The sequence below is a fragment of the Stenotrophomonas sp. TWI273 genome (assembly GCF_039674765.1).
Classification (GTDB): Bacteria; Pseudomonadota; Gammaproteobacteria; order Xanthomonadales; family Xanthomonadaceae; genus Stenotrophomonas.
Window position 1 is genome coordinate 1 of record NZ_JBDJOA010000001.1, and the last position, 23,187, is coordinate 23,187.

At 68.9% G+C, this 23,187-nt stretch carries 15 protein-coding genes; 8 read left to right on the forward strand and 7 right to left on the reverse strand.

What is annotated here, in order from left to right:
* Positions 1–240 precede the first annotated feature (240 nt).
* The 6 genes from ABE571_RS00005 to ABE571_RS00030 form a co-directional block, all read right to left on the reverse strand.
* Positions 241–417 (reverse strand): hypothetical protein, encoded by a 177-nt coding sequence (locus ABE571_RS00005; protein WP_167390385.1) that lies wholly within the window; start codon positions 415–417, stop codon positions 241–243.
* 22 nt (positions 418–439) lie between these two features.
* Entirely contained in the window at positions 440–1,036 is a 597-nt protein-coding gene (locus tag ABE571_RS00010; RefSeq protein WP_346480894.1) for a YSC84-related protein, read from the reverse strand.
* A gap of 11 nt (positions 1,037–1,047) precedes the next feature.
* Positions 1,048–1,866 (reverse strand): hypothetical protein, encoded by an 819-nt coding sequence (locus ABE571_RS00015; RefSeq protein ID WP_346492932.1) that lies wholly within the window; start codon positions 1,864–1,866, stop codon positions 1,048–1,050.
* Positions 1,863–2,030 carry a DUF6515 family protein gene (locus ABE571_RS00020; protein ID WP_217350029.1) on the reverse strand — a complete coding sequence of 56 codons (168 nt, stop codon included), beginning with the start codon at positions 2,028–2,030 and terminating at the stop codon, positions 1,863–1,865. The genes ABE571_RS00015 and ABE571_RS00020 overlap by 4 nt, the downstream gene beginning before the upstream one ends.
* A 467-nt stretch (positions 2,031–2,497) precedes the next feature.
* Complete coding sequence (locus ABE571_RS00025; RefSeq protein ID WP_346492933.1) at positions 2,498–3,280, reverse strand: DUF2092 domain-containing protein; 783 nt, start codon at positions 3,278–3,280, stop codon at positions 2,498–2,500.
* 155 nt (positions 3,281–3,435) lie between these two features.
* The gene (locus ABE571_RS00030) at positions 3,436–5,328 is read right to left on the reverse strand and encodes a DUF885 domain-containing protein (RefSeq protein WP_346492934.1); all 1,893 of its coding nucleotides are present in this window, start codon (positions 5,326–5,328) and stop codon (positions 3,436–3,438) included.
* Positions 5,329–5,749: 421 nt separating this feature from the next.
* Here ABE571_RS00030 and ABE571_RS00035 point away from each other — a divergent pair, with 421 nt between their 5' ends.
* Both ABE571_RS00035 and ABE571_RS00040 read left to right on the forward strand, forming a co-directional pair.
* Positions 5,750–8,425: a TonB-dependent receptor gene (locus tag ABE571_RS00035; RefSeq protein ID WP_346492935.1), complete on the forward strand. Its 2,676-nt coding sequence runs from the start codon at positions 5,750–5,752 to the stop codon at positions 8,423–8,425.
* Entirely contained in the window at positions 8,422–9,615 is a 1,194-nt protein-coding gene (locus ABE571_RS00040) for a histidinol-phosphate transaminase (protein ID WP_346492936.1), read from the forward strand. Before ABE571_RS00035 ends, ABE571_RS00040 begins: the two co-directional genes overlap by 4 nt.
* An 18-nt stretch (positions 9,616–9,633) precedes the next feature.
* Here ABE571_RS00040 and ABE571_RS00045 read toward each other — a convergent pair whose 3' ends face one another.
* Positions 9,634–11,421, reverse strand: coding sequence for an FAD-binding protein (locus tag ABE571_RS00045; protein WP_346492937.1), 1,788 nt, complete (start codon positions 11,419–11,421; stop codon positions 9,634–9,636).
* A gap of 249 nt (positions 11,422–11,670) precedes the next feature.
* Here ABE571_RS00045 and ABE571_RS00050 point away from each other — a divergent pair, with 249 nt between their 5' ends.
* From ABE571_RS00050 to cueR, 6 genes are all read left to right on the forward strand, one after another.
* Complete coding sequence (locus ABE571_RS00050; protein WP_346492938.1) at positions 11,671–16,464, forward strand: ATP-dependent helicase; 4,794 nt, start codon at positions 11,671–11,673, stop codon at positions 16,462–16,464.
* 102 nt (positions 16,465–16,566) lie between these two features.
* Entirely contained in the window at positions 16,567–18,138 is a 1,572-nt protein-coding gene (locus tag ABE571_RS00055; RefSeq protein WP_319624651.1) for an arylsulfatase, read from the forward strand.
* A gap of 144 nt (positions 18,139–18,282) precedes the next feature.
* Positions 18,283–18,699 carry a DUF2231 domain-containing protein gene (locus ABE571_RS00060; RefSeq protein WP_070473908.1) on the forward strand — a complete coding sequence of 139 codons (417 nt, stop codon included), beginning with the start codon at positions 18,283–18,285 and terminating at the stop codon, positions 18,697–18,699.
* Positions 18,696–20,012, forward strand: coding sequence for a sorbosone dehydrogenase family protein (locus ABE571_RS00065; protein WP_346492939.1), 1,317 nt, complete (start codon positions 18,696–18,698; stop codon positions 20,010–20,012). Before ABE571_RS00060 ends, ABE571_RS00065 begins: the two co-directional genes overlap by 4 nt.
* 120 nt (positions 20,013–20,132) lie before the next feature.
* The gene (locus tag ABE571_RS00070) at positions 20,133–22,673 is read left to right on the forward strand and encodes a heavy metal translocating P-type ATPase (RefSeq protein ID WP_346492940.1); all 2,541 of its coding nucleotides are present in this window, start codon (positions 20,133–20,135) and stop codon (positions 22,671–22,673) included.
* Entirely contained in the window at positions 22,670–23,170 is a 501-nt protein-coding gene (gene cueR, locus ABE571_RS00075; protein WP_346466741.1) for a Cu(I)-responsive transcriptional regulator, read from the forward strand. Before ABE571_RS00070 ends, cueR begins: the two co-directional genes overlap by 4 nt.
* Positions 23,171–23,187 lie beyond the last annotated feature (17 nt).

The window sequence follows — 23,187 nt, forward strand, 5'->3', positions numbered from 1 at the left end:
GGGTTTCCCGCCCGGGGGGTGTCCTGGGGCTCTCCTTGGCGCTGGGCCACCCGTGTGGCGGCGGGCCCGCGGCCGCCACTACCGTGGAGTGCTCGCCTGCCTGGGTAGTGCCGGCCGCTGGTCGGCAGCGCGCGCAGGACGAACACGCAATGCACAGGTAGTGCCGGCCGCTGGCCGGCAGCGCGGGCAGGGCGAACACGCAATGCACAGGTAGTGCCGGCCGCTGGCCGGCAGCGCGGGTCACCACACCTGCGAGAGAATTACCCCGAGTGCCCCGCACCAGCACACGATCACGAACCAGGCCAGCACCGCATTGGCACTGATGCCGCGGTGGCGGACGAACAGGCTCAGCACCAGCGCCGCCACCAGGGGCAGCACGAACAGGCTGACGATCCAGACCAGCGGATGGCCATGCATGGGAACTCCTTGGCCTGCCGGCTCAGTTCAATGTCTTGTCGGGGTAGTAGCGGGTGCCTTTGACGGTCAGCTCCGCCGCCAGGCCGCTTTCGGTCATCTGGTACACCCAGACGTTCTCGGAAATCTGCACCGCGCCGGTGAGTCCACCGCCGGCCTTGTCCACCTTCGCTGCCAACGTTGCCTGGCCGCCGATCTCGATGCCGCGGGTGATGAAGTCCTGGTACGCCTCGGGCGTCTTGAAGACCCAGACCAGGTCGAAGGTCTTGGCGCCAAAGCCCAGGCCCGCCTGGATCTCGACCATGCGCATGAAGGTCTCGCGGCCGCTGCGGTTGTCGATGGCCACACCATGCCCGCCGCCGCCGCCGGCAATCAATACCTTGACCCCGAAGCTGCGGAAGACCGCGTAACCCGCCGATTGCTCCACGGCCTGGCGTGCACCGGGCTGCGCGGCATACAACCGCGAGAGCACCGCGGCGGTGGCGGTACGCGCCTGGTTCTGCGCCTCGATCTTTTCGGTGGAGGGCGGTGCGTCACTGCGTGCGGGCGTGGAGGTGCTGCAGCCGAGGGGGGCCACGCCCAGCAGGATCAGGGCGGTGCCGACAAGAAGAGAACGGTTCATGGGAAGCAGCCTCATTCGGGAAAGACCAGGGTCACGATCAACCGGCCGGTCCAGCGACTGGCGTACTGCGGCCGGTCCACGTTGTAGAAGCCGCCGACACCGATGCTGATCGGGGTATGCCCGAGCCTGAGCACTTTGGAGACGGTGGCACCCAGCGGTACCGTCCAGGCATCGCCGCTGGCCGCCTTCCAGTTGTAATTGGTTTCCGAGGTGACACTGAGTGACCAGCCATCGGGCAGGTTGCGGGTCACGAACGGCTGCACGCTGGTGCTGCTGACATCCTCGCGGTCGTCATCGCCGGCAACGGACCAGACATGGTTGGCCAGTGCGCCGACGGTCCACGCCTTGGTCTTGTGGACCAGGATGAAGGCCGGGCCGAGCGAGTACTTGCCCGTGCCCAGACTCTCGTGCGAAGCGGTGTCCAGCAGCGCGGCGAAGCCGTAGCCGAATTCGGTGCCATGCGCTTCCGCCGCGGTCTTGGGGATGTAATACCCCTGCACGAACAGATCGCCGGTGCCGTGTTTGTCCTGCGGAAACTGGTTCCAGCTCAGCGGCAGGATAGGGCGCAGGATGAACTTGCCGCTGTCGCCGACGAACGGAATCACCGGCTGGATCTTCAACTGCTGGTTGTGCGCGTCGCCGCCAGGCCCGACCGAGCCTTGGTAGTTGTACTGGAACGGCACGGAGATCAGCGCCGCACCGGGATCGGCCAGCTTGCGTGCGATGTCGTCGGAGGACGCCGATCCGGCCGGCGCCTGCTGCGCGGCGAGGGGCGCGGCACCCAGCAGGGCGAGCAGCGCCAGCCAGGCCCGATGCCGCCGACACCTCATCGCGGCGCATCCACGACGATGTACTGCACCGTCGTGCCCGCATAGCGCGGCTGATACCAGGCGTTGTCGCACTGCTGGTAGCCGATGCCATTGACGACGACCGTGCTGCAGTCCACCGGCAAGGAGTACACCACCGAGCCGATCACGGCCGACGTGACGGCCACGCCTGCGGTGAACGCGGCGGCGTCCCAGAACGGATGGTCCCAGTACGGCGGCGGGGGCGGCGGAGGGGGTGGCCCGGGCGGATGCGGCCCGGGGCCAGGACCGGGTCCAGGTCCAGGGCCTGGGCCTGGGCCTGGTCCAGGACCTGGAGGATGAGGTCCCGGGCCGGGACCCGGCCCCGGAGCAGGGTGGGGACCGGGACCTGGGCCAGGATGCGGGCCGGGCTCCGGGCGCGGGCCCGGACCGGGATGCGGGGCGGGGCCAGGCCCCGGCGGGTGCGGCGCGAACCCGCCGCCTCCATGAGGCAGACCGCCGCCGCCGAAGCCGCCGGCATGGGCGATCGAGGGATGGGCAAAGCCGCGCAGCCCGGGGCGCGCGTCGGCGTCGGCAGGCAGCAGCGCGGCGCCGAGCATCAGGGTCATCAGGGCCGGGGCCAGCGTGGCGCGCAGGCAAGCGGAACGGTCCATGCTCAGTTCTCCCCGTCAGTGGTCTGTACGGCCAGCGCGACCGGTACGAACACGATCTTCGTCGCGCACTTGGGATCGAACGCCAACTCCCTGGCGGTCACCGCGCGCCGCGTATCCCAGTTCAACGTGGCCTGGTAGGTCGGCAACGCGGGGTCGCTATGGCTGGTGATCGCCAGCTGGCGGGGCAGGTGGGTCGCGTCGGAAATCCAGACCTGCCAATCCACCCCGGGTTGCCGGAAGGCGTAGTGCTGGGTTGCCTCGCCACCGATGCGGGCGCTGCCGATGCGCAGCGCGGACTGCAGCTGATCGGTCGGAAACGCCGGCGTGCCCCACAGGAACAGATCCGCCAGCGGCAACTCGATGCCATACGTCGTCGCCGATTCGGTCAACAGCGCCTGACTGCTTTTGTTCAGACCATCCAACGTGGCGTAGTACTTCAGCCGCGGCGAGTAGATCGTCAGCGCCTTGCCGTCGTAGAACAGCTGGCGGTGCTGGTCCTCGCTCTGTATCTCCACGAAGAAGTGGTCCGGTCCCAGCACGCGATACGCGACGGTGCCCGGCAGGGCGATCTTCTGCCCATCGTCGAGCACGTACTCGGTGCTGGTAGTGGCATTGAGGGTGAAGTGCGGCAGCGCGCGCAGGGCTGCGCCCATGCGGGTGAGTGCCTGTACGGCCTGGGCATCAACGCTGGCCGCCGCGGGCTGCGCCGCCAGCGGAGGAGGAAGCAGCAGCAGGGGGCCGGCCAGGACCAGCGCCAACAGCAGGCTCGATGAGGTGCGCGGCATGACAGTCTCCAGAGTGTCGTCAGTGGGGCGCGCGACGGGCCGACCCTGCTGACACTCTGCGCACCGCCCACGCGACGGACAACCGGAGTTACACGGTAAGTCGCTAGGTATTTATACGCAGGCACCGGCCAGCGGCCGGCACCTGTGCAGGGGCGTCATGGTGTCCGGGTGGAGGCCGGTCCGCCGGCGGCGATCCAGGCGTCCACGGCCTGGCTGACCACCGTCATCGGCATGGCGCCGTTGCCCAGGATCAGGTCGTGGAACGCACGGATGTCGAAGCGGTCGCCCAGCTCCCGGCGTGCCTGCTCGCGCAGTTCCAGCAGCCGCAGTTGGCCCATCTTGTAGGAGGCGGCCTGACCGGGCTGCACCAGGTAGCGGTAGACCTCGATGCGCACATCCGCCGGGGTCATGCCGGTCTTGTCCTGCATGTAGGCGATGGCCTGCTCGGGGGTCCATCGTTTGCGATGCAGGCCGGTGTCGACCACCAGCCGCACCGACCGGAACATCTCGGCCTGCAGGCGGCCCAGATCACCGGCGGGGTCGTCGCGGTACACGCCGGTCTCGGCCATCAGCTGTTCGGCATACAGTGCCCAGCCTTCGCTGAAGGCGCTGGGATTGAGACTGCGGCGGAGCATCGGCAGCGCGGTCAGGGTCTGGCCGATCGAGATCTGGAAATGATGCCCCGGCGAGCCCTCGTGATAGGTGAGGGTGGGAATGCTCCAGCGCGTATTGGAGGTGATATCGCCCAGGTTGATGAAGAAGGTGCCCGGCCGCGAGCCGTCCATCGCCGGTGGGTAATAGTAGCCGCCGGGCGAAGTGGCCTGCATGTGCGCGGGTACCGGTTGAACCAGCAGCTCCTGCGTCGGCAGATGGCCGAAGTAGGTCGGCAGGATCGGATCAAGATCACGCAGGCGCTGTTCGATGTCGCCGATCAGCTGCCTGCGGCCGGCGTCGCTGTCCTCATACAGGTAGCGCGGGTCCTTGCGTAGCTGTTCGATGCGGGCGGCCACGCTGCCCTCGCGCAGGCCCAGCTGCTTCAGGCGGTCATCCATCGCCGTGTCCAGCCGCGCCACTTCGCGCAGGCCGATCTGGTGGATCGCATCGGCATCCAGGTCGGTGCTGGTATACCAGCGCAGCGCGGCATCGTAGTAGGCCTTGCCCTCGGGCAGCGCCCACACACCGTTGTTGCCGGGATGGGTCGCCAGCGTGGCCTGCACGTTGTCGAGCAGGCGTTGATACCCCGGGTTCACCGCGTCTCGCACCGCAGCGGTGGCCTGCGCGATCAGTTCAGCGCGCCGGGCCGCCGGGATGGACGGGACCTTGTCCAGCTTGCGCTGCAACGACTGCACCCACAGGCTGTCCTGCGGCGCCGGTTTCAGCAGGGCACGGTACTGGTTGGCCGCCCCTTCCAGCGCAACCGCCGGCGGCACCACGCCCTGTTGGGCCTGCATGTCGACGTTGGCGCGGACCTGGTCCAGCTTGGTGCCCATCGCCTGGAGCCGTTCAATGTAGCGGCGGGCGCTGGTGTCGTCGGTCACCGCATGCTGGTTGTCCATGAACTGCGGCAGGTTGACCGGCAGGCTGAACAACTGGTCGATCGCGTAGGTGCTGCCGCCGACCGGCAACCAGGCCGCGGCCCATGGCACGGCCATCAGATCGATCTGGGTCTGGTAGAACCAGCGCGCCAGGCCGTCGCTGAGGCGTTGCTGCGGATCCAGCGGTGCACCTTTCCAGGCACGGATCTGCGCCAGGTTGTCGACAAGAAAGCGGCGGTTGATCGCGCGCCGGGCCAGCGAGACGTCGGTCAGCTGGCCGGACAGATCACCGCCTGCATCGTCGCTGATGCCGAGCATCGTGCGCAGTTCCGGATCGGCGTTGATCGCGGCCATCGTCTGCGCATCGAGCAGGGCATTGAACGAGGGGGTGGCCGATGTGCTCGCGGTGGACGGGGCCTGCGCATGTGCGTCGGCTCGCGGCAGCAGCAGTGCGCCGGCGATGGCCAGTGCGAGCAGGACAGGAACACGGCGGGCAGGCGAGGTCGTAATCACGGGGCGATCTCCGTTGGCGGCAGGCTGCGGGCAGGCTACGCCTGCACGGGTGCGGCTGCACCTGCGGATTGTCATGTCTGCGCAGGTGGGCAGATGCGGGCAGGGTACAGGCACTGCCGGTCGCGCACGGTTGGCTATCTGGATATGCCTGGAAGTAAGGACCCCGGTGCGAGGCCGTTGGCCGCGCCGAATGAAATCAGTGACTTGCCCCGCGCTCGTTACCCACCTGAGCAGCCCGGCGCGAATGCACGAGTCCGCACCGATTGACGCTCTGCAACAAGTTTGCAACATGTCCGGCAGGGTCACCTGGGGACGTGTCTTGCCTGCTTCGAATCTGCCACGGCGATGTCGCCGCTGACGTACCGCCTGCGCTGTTCCATCGTCTTCCTCGGGCTTGATGCCCGATCTCTTCGGAGTTGTCATGAATCCTCGCACCACCGCGCTGCGACGTCGCCGCTTGTCCGTCGCCGTGCTTGCCAGCCTGTTCACCGCCGTTCCGGTGCATGCTCAAACCGCGGCAAGTGCGCCCGCGGTCACCCAGCTCGACCAGCTCACCGTCCTGGGTAACCGCACCCAGGCCCGCACCGTGCTCGAATCGCCGGTGCCGATCGATGTGCTGGGCGCGCAGGACATCCGCAGCAGCGGCTACACCGATATCAGCCAGATCCTGCAGTCGCTGTTGCCCTCGTTCAACTTCCCGCACCCGACCACACCGGACGGCAACACGCATATCCGGTCGGCAACGCTGCGCGGGCTGTCGCCGGATCAGACCCTGGTGCTGGTCAACGGCAAGCGGCGGCATGCCAGTGCATGGGTGAATACCGGCGGGACGGTGGGCAAAGGCGCGGTCTCGACCGATCTCAATGCGATCCCGGTGAGTGCGATCGAGCGGATCGAAGTGCTGCGTGATGGCGCGTCAGCCCAGTACGGTTCCGATGCCATTGCCGGGGTGATCAACATCGTGCTGCGCGAGGATGCCGGCTTCGAAGGGCGGGTCAGCCGCGGCACCACCCGCGATGGCGGCGGTGGCACCACCGCCGTCGCCCTGGACACCGGCGTGGCCTTTGCCGACGGCGGCGGTCTGCACCTCACCTGGGACTATCGTGATCGCAAGGCCGCCAACCGCGCCCTGCCCGATACACGTCAGCAGTACTTCGGGATCGGTCGCAACGGTGCGCCGGTGGCGCCGTCGGGCACCTTCGGCTCCGGCACCGGCCTGGCACCGATCGGGGGCGCGGCAGCGGGTGCCGTGGCCGACCCACGCGAAGCCACCATCGACCGCGATGCCCTGTGGCGCTTCGCCGACTCGGCCGACACCGTGGAAAAGACCGTGTTCGGCAACCTGCGCAAGCCGCTCGCCTGGGCTGAAGGATTGGAGGCGTATGCCTTTGGCGGCTACGGAGTAAGCGAGGGCAGTTCCAACGCCTCCCTACGCCGCGCCAGCCAGGTCGAGAACGTGCGCGCGATCTACCCGGACGGGTTCCTGCCGTGGGTCGATACCCAGAGCACCAACGCCTCGCTCGGCGCAGGCATCAAAGGTCTGCTCGGCGACTGGCACTGGGACCTGAGCAGCGTCTACGGCCGCAACAAGCTGGTCTACCGCACCCGCAACACGCTCAACGCCACGCTGGGTGCGGCCAGCCCCACCGCGTTCTACAACGGTGCGCTGGAGGCCTCGCAGTGGACCACCAATCTGGATGCCAACAACAGCATCGAGCTGGGCTGGCATGCACCGCTGCGGCTGGCGCTCGGGGCAGAGTTCCGCCGCGATACCTACGGCATTTCACCCGGTGAGCTGAACGCATACGTCTGGGGGCCGGCGCGGGTGCTTGATGGCCCCTCGGCCGGTGCCGTGCCGACGATCGGCTCGCAGGGCTTCGCGGGCATCCAGCCGGCGGACGCCGGCAACCATCACCGTCACAACGTCTCGGCCTACGCCGAAGCGGAAACCGATGTGACCGATCGCTTCCTGGTGTCGCTGGCCGGGCGCTGGGAGGACTACAGCGATTTCGGCAGCACCACCAACGGCAAGCTGGCCCTGCGCTACCAGCTCGACGGCGGGGTGGCGGTGCGGGCCTCGGTCAGCACCGGCTTCCATGCGCCGGCCTTGGCCCAGCAGTACTTCAGTTCGACCAGCAGCCGCACGCTCAACAACGCGGTGACCGGGGTGCCCGAGTATGTGCTGGTGCGCACCGCACCGGTGGATACGGTGGAAGCGCGTGCCCTGGGGGCGCGCTCGCTGGAGCCGGAGCAGGCGACCAATGTCACGGCGGGCCTCACCTGGGGCATCGGTGGGCTGAGCGCATCGGTGGATGTGTACCGGATCGACATCGACGACCGGATCTTCCTGTCCAGCAACTTCGTTGATGCGGCCGGGTCGAGCGCGATCCGTGACTACCTGGCCGCGCTGGGCTCGCCGGGCGTGACCAGCGTGCGCTACTTCAGCAACGCCGCCGATACCCGTACCACCGGCGTGGACGCCTCGGCGCGCTACCGCTGGGAGCTGGCGGACTATGGCAGGCTCACCGCGACCGTCGCGTACAACCGCAACAAGACCGAGCTGACCCATGTCGCCTCGACCCCGGCGCAGCTCACCGCGCTCGGCGTGCGCACGCCGTTGTTCGATGTCACCGAGCGCACCCGCGTGGAGAAAGGCCAGCCGCGCGACAATCTGACCGTCGCGCTGGGCTGGGATGTCGGCCGCTGGGGCATCCACCTGGGCACGCACCGCTACGGTGAGATCGAAGGGGTGGCGGCAACCAACCAGAGCGCGGCCAATGTCGCCGCCTTTGCGCAGGGTTCGACCCGGTTCCGTACGCTGCCGACCGAAGCGGGTAGTGCTGGCAATGTCGACGTGATCCAGAAACTGGAGGCGCGCTGGGTCACCGATCTGGACATCGCCTTCCGCGCCACCGACACGGTCACTGTCGTGCTGGGCGCGAACAATCTGTTCAACACCTATCCGACGCGCAACATCGCGACCACCCCGCAGGTCTCCGGCGCGGATACCTTTGGCGTGTTCCCGTACAGCGAGCTGTCGCCGTTCGGTTGGAGTGGCACCTACTACTACGCACGCCTGGAGGCCCGTTTCCAATGACCCGTAAGACGACTGCAGGCCACCTGCCTGCCGACCCGCAGCGCCGCCACTGGCTGCGTGCCGGGCTGACCAGTGCCGCAGCGGTCGCGCTGGCGCCGGCCGCTGGATCCGCTGCGCCGCCCGCGCCGGCCGCCGTGACGTCCGCCGGCCGCACCACGGACCTGCTGCGGCTGGATCTCAATGAGAGCAGCTACGGCCCGTCACCTCGGGTCGGGCCCGCGGTACAGCGTGCGCTGGCGGAGGCGCCGCGGTATGTCAGCGCCGCGCAGCTGCAGGCGTTGCAGGGCCAGATCGCCACGCTGGAAGGGGTCGCGCCCGAACAGGTCATCGTCGGTGAAGTGCTCGAAGCATTGGGCCAGCATCTTGCGCTGAGCCAGGGCGCGGGCGGTTTCATCTACAGCGTGCCCGGGTATGGCGCCCTGGTGGATGCGGCCAGGCCCTTTGGCGGCCGGGCCGTGGAAGTGCCGTTGAACGCGCAGCTGGAAAATGATCTGCCCGCATTGCTGGCGGCGATCGCGCCGGATACCCGCGCGCTGTTCGTGGTCAATCCGCACAACCCGTCCGGCACGCTGAGCCCCGGGGCCGAGTTCGATCGTTTCGTGAGCGCCGCGCAGGCGCGCACGCTGGTGATCGTCGACGAGGCGTACCTCGACTACCGCGAGGATGCCGCCACGTTGAGCGCGGTGCGGCTGCTGCGGCAGGGCCAGAACGTGGTGGTATTCCGCACGCTGGGCAAGATCCATGCGCTGGCCGGGCTGCAGGTCGGGTATGCGCTGGTGCCTGTGGCGCTCGCCGAGGCACTGCGCCAGCGCGGCGTCGGCGGCGCGCACGCGCAGAACCAGTTGTCGCTGGCCGCTGCATCGGCGGCACTCGCCGATCCCGCCCACGTGGCCCAGGTCCGGCGCAGCGTGGCGGCGGAGCGGCAGCACTGGCAGCAGGTCCTGAGCGGGCTGCGCCTGCGCTCGACTGAAGCGGCCGGCAATTTCGTGTTCGTCGATACCGGGCACCCCCATGCAGTCGTCGCCGCCGGGCTGCTGCAACAGGGCGTGCGCATCGCCCGGGTGTTCGCCCCGTATGACACCTGGGTACGGATCACCCTCGGCACGCCGGCGGAGAACCGGCGTGCGCAGCAGGCGTTGCGCAGCGTGCTCGCCCAGCTGGGCAAGGCCCAGGGTGGAGCGGCGGCGTAGACGCTGCCCGTCGCGCCGTCAGCCGCCGATGCGCTCGAAGCCGTCCGCGCTCCAGTCCTCGCTGCCCACGCCGTGATGGATCACGAACAGGCCCTGCGGATCGTAGCGGCGCTTGGCGGCCTGCAGCCGTGGGTAGTTCGGCCCCCAGAACGCCTGCTGCCAGTCCTGCTGGAAGTAGTCGCTCTCCGAGACATAGGCCGGGGCCGAGGGCGCCACCACGCTCAGGGCCTGGTAGGCGCGCGCCACGTTCAAGGCGCCCCGGCGTGCCCGGGGCTCATCCACGGTCCGGCCCAGGCCCGGATACACCGGCCCGCTGGCATTGCCGATGATCGCCAGCGCGAAGGCGTCCAGTACCGCCGGATGGGTGGCCGTGTCGCGGCTCGCGGCCAGCGCGGCCGCCGGTGCACCGAACAGGCCCTTGTTGCAGTGCAGGCCGACATCCATGTGATCGGCGGCGGCACAGATCGCGGCGGCCGCCTGCTCACGCTGCGCATCGTCCAACAATCCCGACGGCAGCCAGGCCGATGCGTAGCCATGCAGGAACCAGCCGACCTGGCCCTGGTCGCCCTTCCACAGCATGTGCCGGGAGGAGGCGCCTTCGCGGGTGTCCTCGGCGATGAGGGCAGGGGCGTGCTGGCGGAAGAAATCCGCGTCCCAGAAGTCTCTGGCCGGCATCGCCAGTGCCTGCAGGGGTTCGGTGATGGTATAGGCCGGTCGTGCGCGGACCCAGTCCAGGAACGGCGTCCAGGTCGCCTCGGCGACGTCCCGCGACATGCCCTGGAACACCATCGAGATCGACAGCCGGCGCGTGTCCTTGAAGGTGAACTGCTCACCCCAGTGCGGGTTGCACAGCGTGTCGCGGTAGAAGCGGAGCATCTCTGCCGCCAGTGCCCGCCAGCTGGCGTCGTCGCTGGCCTGGATCTGGCAGGAGACGCCGCCGAAGGTATCGGGCAGGTCATGGGTCCGCAGCGTCATCCGGGTGACGATCCCGAAACTCGCGGCGCAGCCGCCCTTCAAGGCCCAGAACAGGTCTGGCTCGTTGTCGGCGTTGACGATGCGGATCTGCCCGTCGGCGGTGACGATCTCGGCTTCGAGCAGGCTGGCCGCGGCCGTGCCATGCGCCTTGGAGAAACTGCCGAAGCCGCCGCCGGTGACCAGGCCGGTCACGCCCACCGAGGTGCAGCCGCCGCCCTGGACATAGCGCCCGCCGCGGGTGGTGACCGCATCGTAGGCATCGATCCACATCGCCCCGGCGCCCACGCTGACCGCCGGCTGCGGCGCCGTGCCCGGGCGGGCGTTGTGGGCGACGAAGGCATCGTGCAGCTCGACCTGGTTCATCGCGCGGGTCCAGACCAGCAGCGAATCCGGCGCGCAGGAGGTGCCGTGATAGCTGTGCCCGCCGCCTTTGACCACCAGCCGCAGGCGGTGGGTGCGGGCGAAGTTCACCGCCGCGGCCACATCGGCGCTGTTGGCGGCGGCCACCACCTTCGCGCTGGGCACTGACCGCCATGCGCCGAAGTAACCACTGGTCTGGGTGAGCGCGGGCGCATCGCCGAGGAAGAATGGATTCTGCAACTGTTCCAGCGCGGCGGCCCGGGTGGCGGCGTCAGCGAGGAAGGGGGACTGCGGCACCGACAGCCGACCGCCGACCGCACGCGACAATCGGTCCCACTCGGCGGCAGCGGGCCACCCCGCAGCGCCCGGCCGGACCCTCGAACGCATCGCTGCGAAGGCAGGGCCGGCCTTGAGCAGCATCGGCAGCAGCGGGAGGGTCAGCCCGGCTTTGAGGCAATCGCGTCGTTTCATGAGGGTCGTTCCTGCGGCGGCAGCGTGGTCGATGCCAGCGAGTGTGTTCCCGCAGAGGCCCGCGGGCCTTGGCCTGGGGCCGGATGTGGGTGATGAAGGGACGAGTGGCGGGGGCTCAGGGGCGGGTGGTGCCAGGCGGAGACGCGTCGGTCCCGCGCCGATTGACGGATGCCCGACGCGGCATACCCTAGTCTGGTTCCATTGCGCTCGCGGCCGTCGCTGGGCGAGCGTCCCATGACATCCGGATCCATGCCCACCTCGAACGACCCCGCCCCCGGCGCACTGGCCACCTTCACTCCGGCCACGCGCGATTGGTTCACGGCAGCCTTCGCTGCGCCCACGCCCGTGCAGGACCATGCCTGGGCGGCGATCAGCGCCGGCCAGCACACGCTGGTCATCGCGCCGACCGGCTCGGGCAAGACCCTCGCCGCGTTCCTGCAGGCGATCGACCAGCTGTTCCGCAGCGGTGAGCCTCCCAGCGATGAGCAGCCGGGCGATGCGCAGCCGGAGGCGTCGGCGCCGAAGAAGCGCGGCACCCGTGTGCTGTATCTCTCGCCGATCAAGGCCCTCGGCGCCGATGTCCAGCGCAACCTGCAGATACCCCTGCAGGGCGTCAGCGCCGAACGTGCGCGGCGTGGCGATCCGGCGGTCACCCTGTCCGTCGCGATCCGGACCGGCGACACCACCCCGGCAGAGCGGGCGCGGCTGCTGCGGCGTCCGCCCGACATCCTGATCACCACGCCCGAATCGCTGTTCCTGATGCTCACCTCACAGGCGCGCGAGACGTTGCGCGACGTGCATACCGTGATCATCGATGAGATCCACGCGGTGGCCGGCAGCAAGCGCGGCACCCACCTGGCGTTGAGCCTGGAGCGGCTGGATGCCCTGCTGCAGGTGCCCGCGCAGCGCATCGGGCTCTCGGCCACGGTGCGCCCGGTGGAGGAGGTCGCGCGGTTCCTCGGCGGCGACCGTCCGGTCACCGTGGTCCATCCGCCGTCGCAGCGGGCGCTGGAGGTCCGGATCGTGGTGCCGGTCGAGGATATGGGCGACATCCCGCCGCATCCCGCTGCCGCCGATGCACCCGCGTCCGCGGGCCGGGTCGGCTCGATCTGGCCGCATGTGGAGGCCAGCATCCTGGACCAGGTGCTGGCGCGACGTTCGACGATTGTGTTCGCCAACTCACGGGGCGTGGCCGAAAAGCTGACTGCCCGGTTGAATGAACTGCATGCCGACCGTGTCGCCCGTGGCCAGCTCCCGGCGCGTGCCTCGATGGCGGCGGCTGCCCCCGAGCACTACGGGTCGTTCAACGGCGGCACCGCCGGGCGGGCCGCCGGAGCGGAGGCGCTGATCGCCCGGTCGCACCATGGTTCGGTCTCCAAGGAACAGCGCCGCGAGATCGAACAGGCGCTCAAGACCGGCGAGCTGCGCTGTGTCGTGGCGACCTCCAGCCTGGAGCTGGGCATCGACATGGGGCTGGTCGACCTGGTGATCCAGGTCGCCGCGCCGCCTTCGGTCGCCAGCGCGCTGCAGCGGGTGGGGCGGGCCAGCCATCAGGTCGGGGGCATCTCCACCGGCCTGGTCTACCCGCGCACGCGGCGCGACCTGATCGATGCGTCCGTGGCAGTGGAGCGGATGCTGGCCGGTGAGATCGAAGCGATCGATCCGCCGCGCAACCCGCTGGACGTACTGGCCCAGCAGACAGTGGCCGCCGCGGCGATGGAAACACTGGACGTGGAGGCCTGGTATGCGCGCGTACGCCGCGCTGCGCCGTACCGTTCGCTGCCGCGCAGCGCGTTCGATGCCACCCTGGACATGCTGGCCGGGCGTTATCCCTCCGATGATTTCGCCGGCTTCCGCCCGCGGCTGGTCTGGAACCGCGACACCGGTGCACTGAGCGCGCGGCCGGGCGCGAAACAGCTGGCGGTCACCAGCGGGGGCACCATCCCCGACCGCGGCATGTTCGGTGTGGTGCTTCCGGAAGGCGAAGAGCGTGCCGGGTCGCGCCGGGTCGGTGAGCTCGATGAGGAGATGGTCCACGAATCACGGGTCAATGATGTGATCACCTTGGGCGCCACCTCGTGGCGGATCGAGCAGATCACCCATGACCAGGTCGTGGTGACCCCCGCGCCGGGGCGTTCGGCGCGCTTGCCGTTCTGGCGCGGTGAGGGCGTGGGCCGCCCGGCCGAACTGGGCGAGGCGGTGGGTGCCTTCATCGGTGCGCTGGATGCCGGTGCCGCGGAAGCGGGCCTGCCGGCCGGGCTGCGCGAGCGGCTGCAGGCCTGCGGATTGGCCGACAACGCGATCACCAACATCGCCGGCCTGCTGGCCGAACAGCGTGAGGCCACCGGCGTCCTGCCCACCGATCGCACGCTGGTACTGGAGCGCTGCCGCGATGAGGCCGGCGACTGGCGGCTGATGCTGCATTCGCCGTATGGGCGGCGCGTACACGATCCCTGGGCGCTGGCGGTGGCCGCGCGCATCCGCGAACGCTGGGGCGTGGATCCAGCAGTGGTCGCCAGCGACGACGGCATCATCGCGCGGCTGCCCGACGCACAGGGGCGCCTGCCGGGCGCGGAGCTGTTCCTGTTCGAGCCCGAGCGTCTGCGCAGCGACGTCACGCGCGCCGTGGGCGGCTCGGCCCTGTTCGCTGCGCGCTTCCGCGAATGTGCCGCACGCGCGCTGTTGCTGCCGCGGCGCACGCCGGGTCGTCGCTCGCCGCTGTGGCAGCAGCGCCTGCGCGCCGGTGAACTGCTGGCCATCGCGCAGGGCTATCCCGAGTTCCCGATCCTGATCGAGACCGCGCGTGAGTGCCTGCAGGACGTCTACGATCTCGATGCGCTGGGCGTGCTGATGCATCGGCTCACCGACGGCCGCGTGGCGATCGCCGATGTCACCACCGAGGTACCGTCGCCATTCGCGGCGAACCTGCTGTTCGGCTATGTCGCCGAGTTCATGTACGGCACCGATGTGCCGCTGGCCGAGCGCCGTGCGTCGGTGCTGTCACTGGACAGCGGCCTGTTGGGCGATCTGCTCGGCCAGGTCGATCTGGGCGAACTGCTGGATGCGGCCGTGGTGGAGCAGGTGGGCAACGAGCTGCAGCGCCTGGCGCCCGACCGCCGTGCGCGCGGCAAGGAAGGGGTGGCCGATCTGCTGCGGGAACTGGGCCCGCTCACCGATGAAGCGATGGCGCTGCGGCGGGTCGATGACGAACCTGCCGGGGATCTGCACAATCTCGCCGCTGAGCGGCGTGCGATCCAGGTCCAGCTCGCCGGCCGCCTGCACTGGGCCGCCATCGAAGATGCTGCGCGCCTGCGCGATGCGCTGGGGGTCACCCTCCCGCGCGGAATCCCCGAGCCCTTCCTGCAGGCCTCATCGGACCCGCTGGGCGAGCTGCTGGGCCGATATGCGCGTACCCATGCGCCGTTTACCACGGCCGAGGTGGCGGCCGCGTTTGGATTGGGCGTGGCCGTGGCCGATGCGGCACTCACGCAGCTGGAAACGCAGGGCAAGCTGCTCAAGGGTCGTTTCGGTGTGGCGCGTCGCGATGCCGAGGCCGTCGGCGCGGCCGCCGAGCCGGCGCCGCTGGCCCGTCACGAATGGGTGGGTGAGGCGGTGTTCCGTCGGTTGCGGGTGCGCTCGCTGCAGGCGGCGCGCGAGGCGACCCGGCCGGTCGCGCGCGACGCCTATGCCCTGTTGTTGCTGGAGCGGCATGGGCTGCTGAGCGATGCCGAACAGGCTGCACGTGGCATCGCTCACCGCGGGCCGGGTGCGCTGGAAGGCATCGACGGCGTGCTGCGCGTGGTGGAACTGCTGGCGGGCGTGGCGCTGCCGGCGTCGGTGTGGGAACAGCAGATCCTGCCCGCGCGCGTGGTCGATTACGCGCCGGCGATGCTCGATGCGCTGCTCGCCACGGGTACCGTGGTGTGGGCCGGGCACGGGCGGCTCGGCGAGGAGGACGGCCTGGTCTCGCTGCACCTGCAGGAATTCGCGGCAGAAACGCTGCCCGCGCCTGCAGTGGCAACCGCGCTGTCGCCGCTGCAGGATGCGCTGCTGCAGGTGCTGGCCGACGGTGGCGCGTACTTCGCGCGTCAGCTGGTCACCGCGGTGGGCACGCACGGGGGGCGGGCCGGCAGCCCGCCCATGGAGATCACCGCCGCGCAGCTGCACGACGCCTTGTGGGGCCTGGCATGGTCGGGGTACCTGACCACGGATCTGTGGGCGCCGCTGCGCGGCATGGCCGGGGGCCGCGCGCCGCGGCCGCGGGTCGCGCGCGCCTCGCGGCGCGGTCGACGCGTCCGTGGCGTCCCGATGCACGACATGCCCTTGGCCGACGGCGCGCCGGCCGTGATCGCCAGCTTTGCGGCCCCCGCGCTGGCCGGGCGCTGGTCGCTGTTGCAGCGTGAGGCGATCAGCGACACGGCGCGCGCGGTGGCGCTGGCCGAGGGGCTGCTGGACCGGCACGGCATCGTGACCCGCGGGGCCGCGATGGCCGAAGGGATCGCCGGCGGCTTCCCGGCGCTGCAACAGGTGTATCGCGGCATGGAGGATGCAGGCCGGGTGCTGCGCGGCCGCTTCGTCGAAGGGCTGGGCGGGGCCCAGTTCGCCGATCGCCTGATCGTGGATCGACTGCGTGGCGTCGCCGATGCCCTGCGGCCCGGTGCTGGCGAGGTGGCGATCGGGCTGTCCGCGGTGGACCCGGCCAACCCGTTCGGGACCGTGGTGCCCTGGCCGGTGCACGGCTCGGCGGCCCGGCCGGTGCGCCGCGCCGGTGCCGTGGTGGTGATCGGCGGTGGACGGCTGCTGATGTACCTGGCCCAGGGGGGCCGCCAGCTGCTGACGTTCTTCGATGCGGACGATCCGTCCCTGGCAGGCACGACGGCTGCCGCGGCGCAGGCGCTGGCCAGCGCACTGCGGTGGGGCCGGCGCAGCTCGTTCACCGTGGAGCTGATCGACGCTGCGCCGGCCCGACGCGACGGCCTGATGGACGCGCTGCGGGCCGCCGGTTTCTCCAGTGCGCCAAAAGGCATCAGCTGGGAGGGATGAGCGGGGGAGGCGAAGACTTACTGACGCCGTCTAAGTAGAAACACGCTGGCCGCGACGATGACCGACACGGACTATTGAGCACCACCGTCGTCGGAGAAGTGCATGGCCAGCTCATCCGCAAAGAAGAAGCCCGGTTCATCCGCAAAGAAGCCCAACATCCTTGTCATCTGGGGAGACGACATCGGCATCTCCAACCTGAGCTGCTACTCGCGCGGCTTGATGGGATACCAGACGCCGAACATCGACCGCCTGGCCAACGAGGGCATGCTTTTCACCGATTCCTACGGCGAACAGTCCTGTACGGCAGGGCGTTCGTCCTTCATCACCGGCCAGAGCGTCCTGCGGACCGGCCTGTCGAAGGTCGGCATTCCGGGCGCGCCGGTCGGCATGAACGAGAAGATCGTCACCATCGCCGCCCTGCTGAAGAACGAGGGCTATACCACCGGGCAGTTCGGCAAGAACCACCTCGGCGACCTCAACCACATGCTGCCCACCAACCATGGGTTCGATGAGTTCTACGGCAATCTGTACCACCTCAATGCCGAAGAAGAGCCGGAGATGTACGACTACTTCCCGAAGGACGAGTTCGGGGATTTCATCGAGACCATCAAGCCGCGCGGGGTGATCCACAGTTTCGCCACCGATAAGGATGACAGCACCGACCAGAAGCGCTGGGGCAAGGTAGGCAAGCAGAAGATCGAGGATACCGGCCCGCTGGACCGCAAGCGCATGCTGACCTGCGATGACGACTTCGCCGACCGCGCCAAGGGCTTCATCAAGAAGGCGAACGACGACGACACGCCGTTCTTCGTCTGGGTCAACTTCACCCACATGCACCTGATCACGCATACCAAGAAGGAAAGCCTGGGGCAGGCCGGGCGCTGGCAGTCGCCGTATCACGACACGATGATCGACCACGACAAGAACGTGGGCGCGTTGCTCGATTACCTCGACGAACTGGGCATCGCCGAAGACACCCTGGTGGTGTACTCCACCGACAACGGGCCGCACCGCAATTCGTGGCCGGATGGCGGCATGACGCCGTTCCGCAGTGAGAAGGACACCAACTGGGAAGGCGCGTTCCGGATTCCCCTGGTGGTTCGCTACCCGGGCAAGATCAAGCCGGGCTCGGTGTCCAACGAGATCGTGCAGCACCATGACTGGCTGCCCACCTTCCTGGAACTGGCGGGCAACAAGGGCGTGGTCGAGGACCTCAAGAAGGGGGTCAAGGCGATCGGGCGCACCTACAAGAACCACATCGACGGCGTCAGCCTGTTGCCGTACCTCACCGGCAAGCAGGACAAGTCGCCGCGCAAGCTGTTCGTCTACATCTCCGATGATGGCGACATGCTCGGCATCCGTTACGACAACTGGAAGGTGACCTTCATCGAGCAGCGCTGCAAAGGCACGATGCAGCTGTGGGGCGAACCGTTCACGGTCATGCGCATCCCCAAGATCTACAACCTGCGCACCGATCCGTACGAGTTCGCGGATGTGACCTCCAATACCTATTGGGACTGGTACATCAACCACGTCTACATCGTGTACGGCGCGATCGCGCTGCTCACGAAATTCAACGAGACGTTCGTGGACTTCCCCAAGATCCAGAAGCCGAACACGTTCACGGCCGACCAGGCGGTGGAGAAGCTGCAGGAAGCGGTGACGGGCAAGTAGCGGCGAGGTCCATCGCAGCGCTGGCATGGCGACGAACCGGGGGGCAGGCTGTCCCCCGGTTTCGTGTGGGCGGCATCTCAGCACCCCCATCACACCAGGGGTGGCAGGATCGGGAGAGATTCGCCCCCTCACCAGGAGACCACCATGGCTTCGACCGTTGTCCTGACCCGATCATGGGTCATCCATCCGTTCCACGCCGCTGTACTGGGCGGGGTGCTGCCGCTGTTCCTCGGCGCACTGCTGGCGGACTACGCCTACTGGAGTTCGTACGAGATCCAGTGGGCCAACTTCGCCTCCTGGCTGCTGATCGGTGCGATGGTGATGACCACGCTGGCCCTGCTGTGCGGGATCGTCGGCCTGGTCCGTCGCAGCCGCAACCTGGCCTACGTCGTGATTCTGGCGGTGACCTGGGGCGTGGGCTTCATCAACTGTCTCCACCATGCGCGGGATGCATGGGCGGTGATGCCGGCGGGCCTGGTGCTCTCGGTGATCCTGACGGTGCTGGCGCTGCTCGCGACCTGGGTGGGGCTGTCCAGCCTGCGCGTGGGAGGTGTGCGATGAGCCGCCAGATGACGATCCGGGTGCTCTCGGTTTCCGCGCTTGCGGTCGCGCTGGCGGCCTGCAGCGGCAAGGCCCCCGAGCTGGAACAGTACGGCGGCAACCCGGAGATGCCCAAGCCGCATCGCGGGCTGATGCCGGACATGACCATCGCCAAGCCGGCGCAGTGGGGCGACACCCTGCCGACGGTGCCCAAGGGCTACCGCATCTCGGCGATCGCCACCGATCTGAACATTCCGCGGCAGACCCTGGTGCTGCCCAACGGTGACATTCTGGTCGCGGAAGGTCGCGGCGGCAGTGCGCCTGCCCTCAAGCCGAAGGATGTGATCGCCGGCAAGATCAAGGCCAAGGGCAACACGGCGGTCAAGAGCGGCAATCGCCTGACCCTGCTGCGCGACGCCGATGGCGACGGCACCTACGAACTGAAGACGGTCTTCGCCGACAAGCTCAATGCGCCGTACGGCCTGGCGATGATCGGCAACGCGATCTACGTGGCCAACCAGGATGCGGTGGTGCGCTTTGACTACCAGGAAGGCCAGACCAAGGCGAGCGGCGCACCGGCGAAACTGACCGATCTGCCCGCGGCGATCAACCATCACTGGACCAAGGCGATGACCGCCAGTGCCGATGGCCGCTATCTCTATGTAGGCATCGGCTCCAACAGCAACATCACCGAGCGCGGCATGGCGGTGGAGATCGATCGTGCGCGGATCTGGCAGATCGATGTGGCCACCGGCGCACACAAGGATTACGCCACCGGTATCCGCAATCCCACCGCGCTGGCGATCCAGCCGGGCACCGGCACGCTGTGGGCCGTGGTCAATGAACGCGATGAGATCGGCCCGAACCTCGTGCCCGATTACCTCACCTCGGTGAAGGAGGGCGGCTTCTATGGCTGGCCGTACAGCTACTGGGGCAAGAATGTGGATCGCCGGGTGATGCCGCAGAATCCGGACAAGGTCGCCTCGGCCATCGCGCCGGATTACGCGCTGGGCTCGCATGTGGCCGCACTCGGCGTGGCCTTCTCGTCGCCGGTGATGGGCACCCAGTTTGCCGATGGCGTCTTCGTGGGCGAGCACGGCAGCTGGAACCGCAATCCACCGGTCGGCTACAAGGTGGTGTTCGTGCCCTTCAGCAATGGCCGTCCGGCCGGCGAGCCGATCGATTTCGTGAGCGGCTTCTTCGGCGAAGACGGCAAGACCCGCGGCCGCCCGGTGGGTGTCACGGTCGACCCGCGTGGGGCACTGATCGTTGCCGATGACCTCTCCAACACGATCTGGCGGGTCACCCACGACGGCACGCCCGCCCAGCCGTAAAGCGCCTTGACGGGGACGGAGGGGATGAATAATTACCTCCGTCCCCATCAAGCGGGGGCTTGACCTTCCCACGATGGGAATCTTTAGGGTGGCGGGTAACCTCACCCCAAGGACTGCCCCATGTCTTCTGTTGCTTCCCGGTCCGGCGCGCCGCTCAGCCGCCTGAGCCTGCCCATCGAGGGCATGACCTGCGCCTCCTGTGTGGGCCGGGTGGAGCGCGCGCTGACGGCCGTCCCCGGCGTGCAGACGGCGTCGGTCAACCTGGCCACGGAGCGGGCCGATCTCAGCTTCATCGGGGCGCCCGATCCCCAGGCGGCGGTGCGTGCCATCGAACGCGCGGGCTACACCGTGCGCGAAGCCACCACCGAGCTGAGCATCGAGGGAATGACCTGCGCGTCCTGCGTTGGTCGCGTGGAGCGCGGCCTTGCGCAGCTGCCGGGCGTGATCGCGGCCAGCGTCAACCTGGCGACCGAACGGGCGCAGGTGCGCCATCTGGCCGGTACGGTCTCCGTCGCTGATCTGGTCGCAGCCGTGGAAAACGCCGGCTACACCGCGCGCGCTGCAGGCGTGAGCACGGCTGCGGCCGGTGACCAGGAGGAGGAACGCCGCGAGGCTGAAGCCCGTGCGCTGCGCCGCTCCCTGTTGCTGGCGGCGGTGCTGACGCTGCCGGTCTTCATTCTGGAAATGGGCTCGCACCTTGTCCCAGCCATGCACCACTGGGTGATGCATGCCGTCGGCCTGCAGACCAGCTGGTACCTGCAGTTCGCGCTGGCCACGCTGGTGCTGTTCGGGCCGGGCCTGCGCTTCTTCCGCAAAGGCGTGCCGGCACTGCTGCGCGGCGCCCCGGACATGAACTCGCTGGTTTCGCTCGGCACCGCGGCGGCCTATGGCTACTCGGTGGTCGCCACCTTCGCCCCGGGCGTGCTGCCGCCGGGCACCGCCAACGTCTACTTCGAAGCGGCCGTGGTGATCGTCACCCTGATCCTGCTGGGGCGCACGCTGGAGGCGCGGGCCAAGGGCCGCACGTCGCAGGCGATCAAGCGCCTGGTCGGGCTGCAGGCGCGGACTGCACGCGTGCAGCGTGGCGATGAGACGGTCGAGGTGCCGCTCGACGAGGTCACGCTCGGCGATGTCGTGCTGGTCCGCCCGGGCGAGAAAGTGCCCGTGGACGGCGCGGTGTTGGAGGGGGCGTCCTATGTGGATGAGAGCATGATCACCGGCGAGCCGGTACCGGTGGCCAAAGCCGTGGGCGCCGAGGTGGTCGGCGGCACCCTCAACACCACCGGTGCCTTCAGTTTCCGTGTCACCAAGGTGGGCGGGGACACCGTGCTGGCCCAGATCATCCGTCTGGTCGAGCAGGCACAGGGCTCCAAGCTGCCGATCCAGGCGCTGGTCGACAGGGTCACCATGTGGTTCGTGCCGGCGGTGATGGCTGCTGCCGCGCTGACCTTCCTGGTGTGGCTGGTGCTCGGCCCGGCACCGGCGCTGACCTTTGCGCTGGTCAATGCGGTGGCGGTGCTGATCATTGCCTGTCCCTGCGCGATGGGCCTGGCCACGCCGACCTCGATCATGGTCGGGACCGGCCGCGCGGCGGAGCTGGGCGTGCTGTTCCGCAAGGGCGAGGCGCTGCAGGCACTGCGCGATGTGAGTGTGATCGCGCTGGACAAGACCGGTACGTTGACCAAGGGCCGCCCCGAACTGACCGACCTGGAGCCGGCCGATGGTTTCCAGGCGGATGAGGTGCTGGCCCTGGTTGCCGCGGTGGAAACCCGCTCCGAGCATCCCATCGCCGAGGCGATCGTTGCGGCCGCCAGAGCGCGCGGTCTCGCACTGGCCACCATCGAACGCTTCGAGGCGGTGCCGGGCTTCGGCGTTTCCGCGCGTGTCGCCGGCCGCACCGTGGCCGTCGGCGCGGACCGCTACATGACCCGGCTCGGCCTGGAGGTGGCGGCGTTCCGGCCCACCGCCCAGCGGTTGGGTGAGCAGGGCAGGAGCCCGCTGTACGCCGCAATCGATGGCCGCCTGGCGGCCGTGATCGCGGTGGCCGATCCGATCAAGGAAAGCACGCCGGCGGCGATCCAGGCGCTGCACGCCCTGGGCCTGAAGGTCGCGATGATCACCGGCGACAACGCGGCCACCGCCGCGGCGATCGCACGCCAGCTTGGCATCGATGAGGTGGCGGCCGAAGTGCTGCCCGATGGCAAGGTCGCCGCGCTCAAGCGTTTCCGTGCTGGTGGCGCCAAGGTGGCCTTCGTCGGGGACGGGATCAATGACGCACCGGCGCTGGCCGAGGCCGATGTCGGCCTGGCGATCGGCACCGGCACCGATGTGGCGATCGAGGCGGCCGACGTGGTGCTGATGTCCGGCGACCTGCGCGGCGTGCCCAACGCGATCGCCCTGAGCCAGGCAACGATCCGCAACATCAAGCAGAACCTGTTCTGGGCGTTCGCCTACAACGCGGTGCTGATCCCGGTGGCCGCTGGCCTGCTGTACCCGTTCAACGGCACGCTGCTCTCGCCGATCTTCGCCGCGGCGGCGATGGCATTGTCCAGTGTGTTCGTGCTCGGCAATGCGCTGCGGCTCAAGCGCTTCCATGCACCGATGCAGGCCGATACGCTGGGCACCGGCATGGCGGAAAGTGAGAGGGAGACCGGACGATGAATATCGGGGAAGCCGCGACGTTTTCGGGCGTGTCGGCAAAGATGATCCGCTATTACGAGCAGATCGGCCTGATCCCGCCGGCGGCGCGCTCGGAGGCGGGCTACCGGCATTACAGCCCGCAGGACGCGCACAGCCTGCGCTTCATCCGCCGTGCGCGTGACCTGGGGTTTTCGGTCGAGCAGATCGGCGAGCTGCTGGTGCTGTGGCGCGATCGCGAACGCGCCAGCGCCGACGTCAAGGCGGTGGCGCTGTCCCATGTGGCCGGGTTGAAGGCGAAGATCGCCGAGCTGCAGGCGATGGTGCAGACATTGGAGCATCTGGCCGAACACTGCCACGGCAATGACCGCCCGGATTGCCCGATCATCGCCGACCTGGCCCAGCCCGTTTCCGCGCCGGCGGAGACTGCATCCGCCGGGAAGCCCCGCAAAACGCCGCTGTTCGGTGCGGATACGCCGGTGTCCTCGCGCGGGCGCGCGGCCCGCAAGCCACGTTCCTGATCGACCCGGCCGCGTCC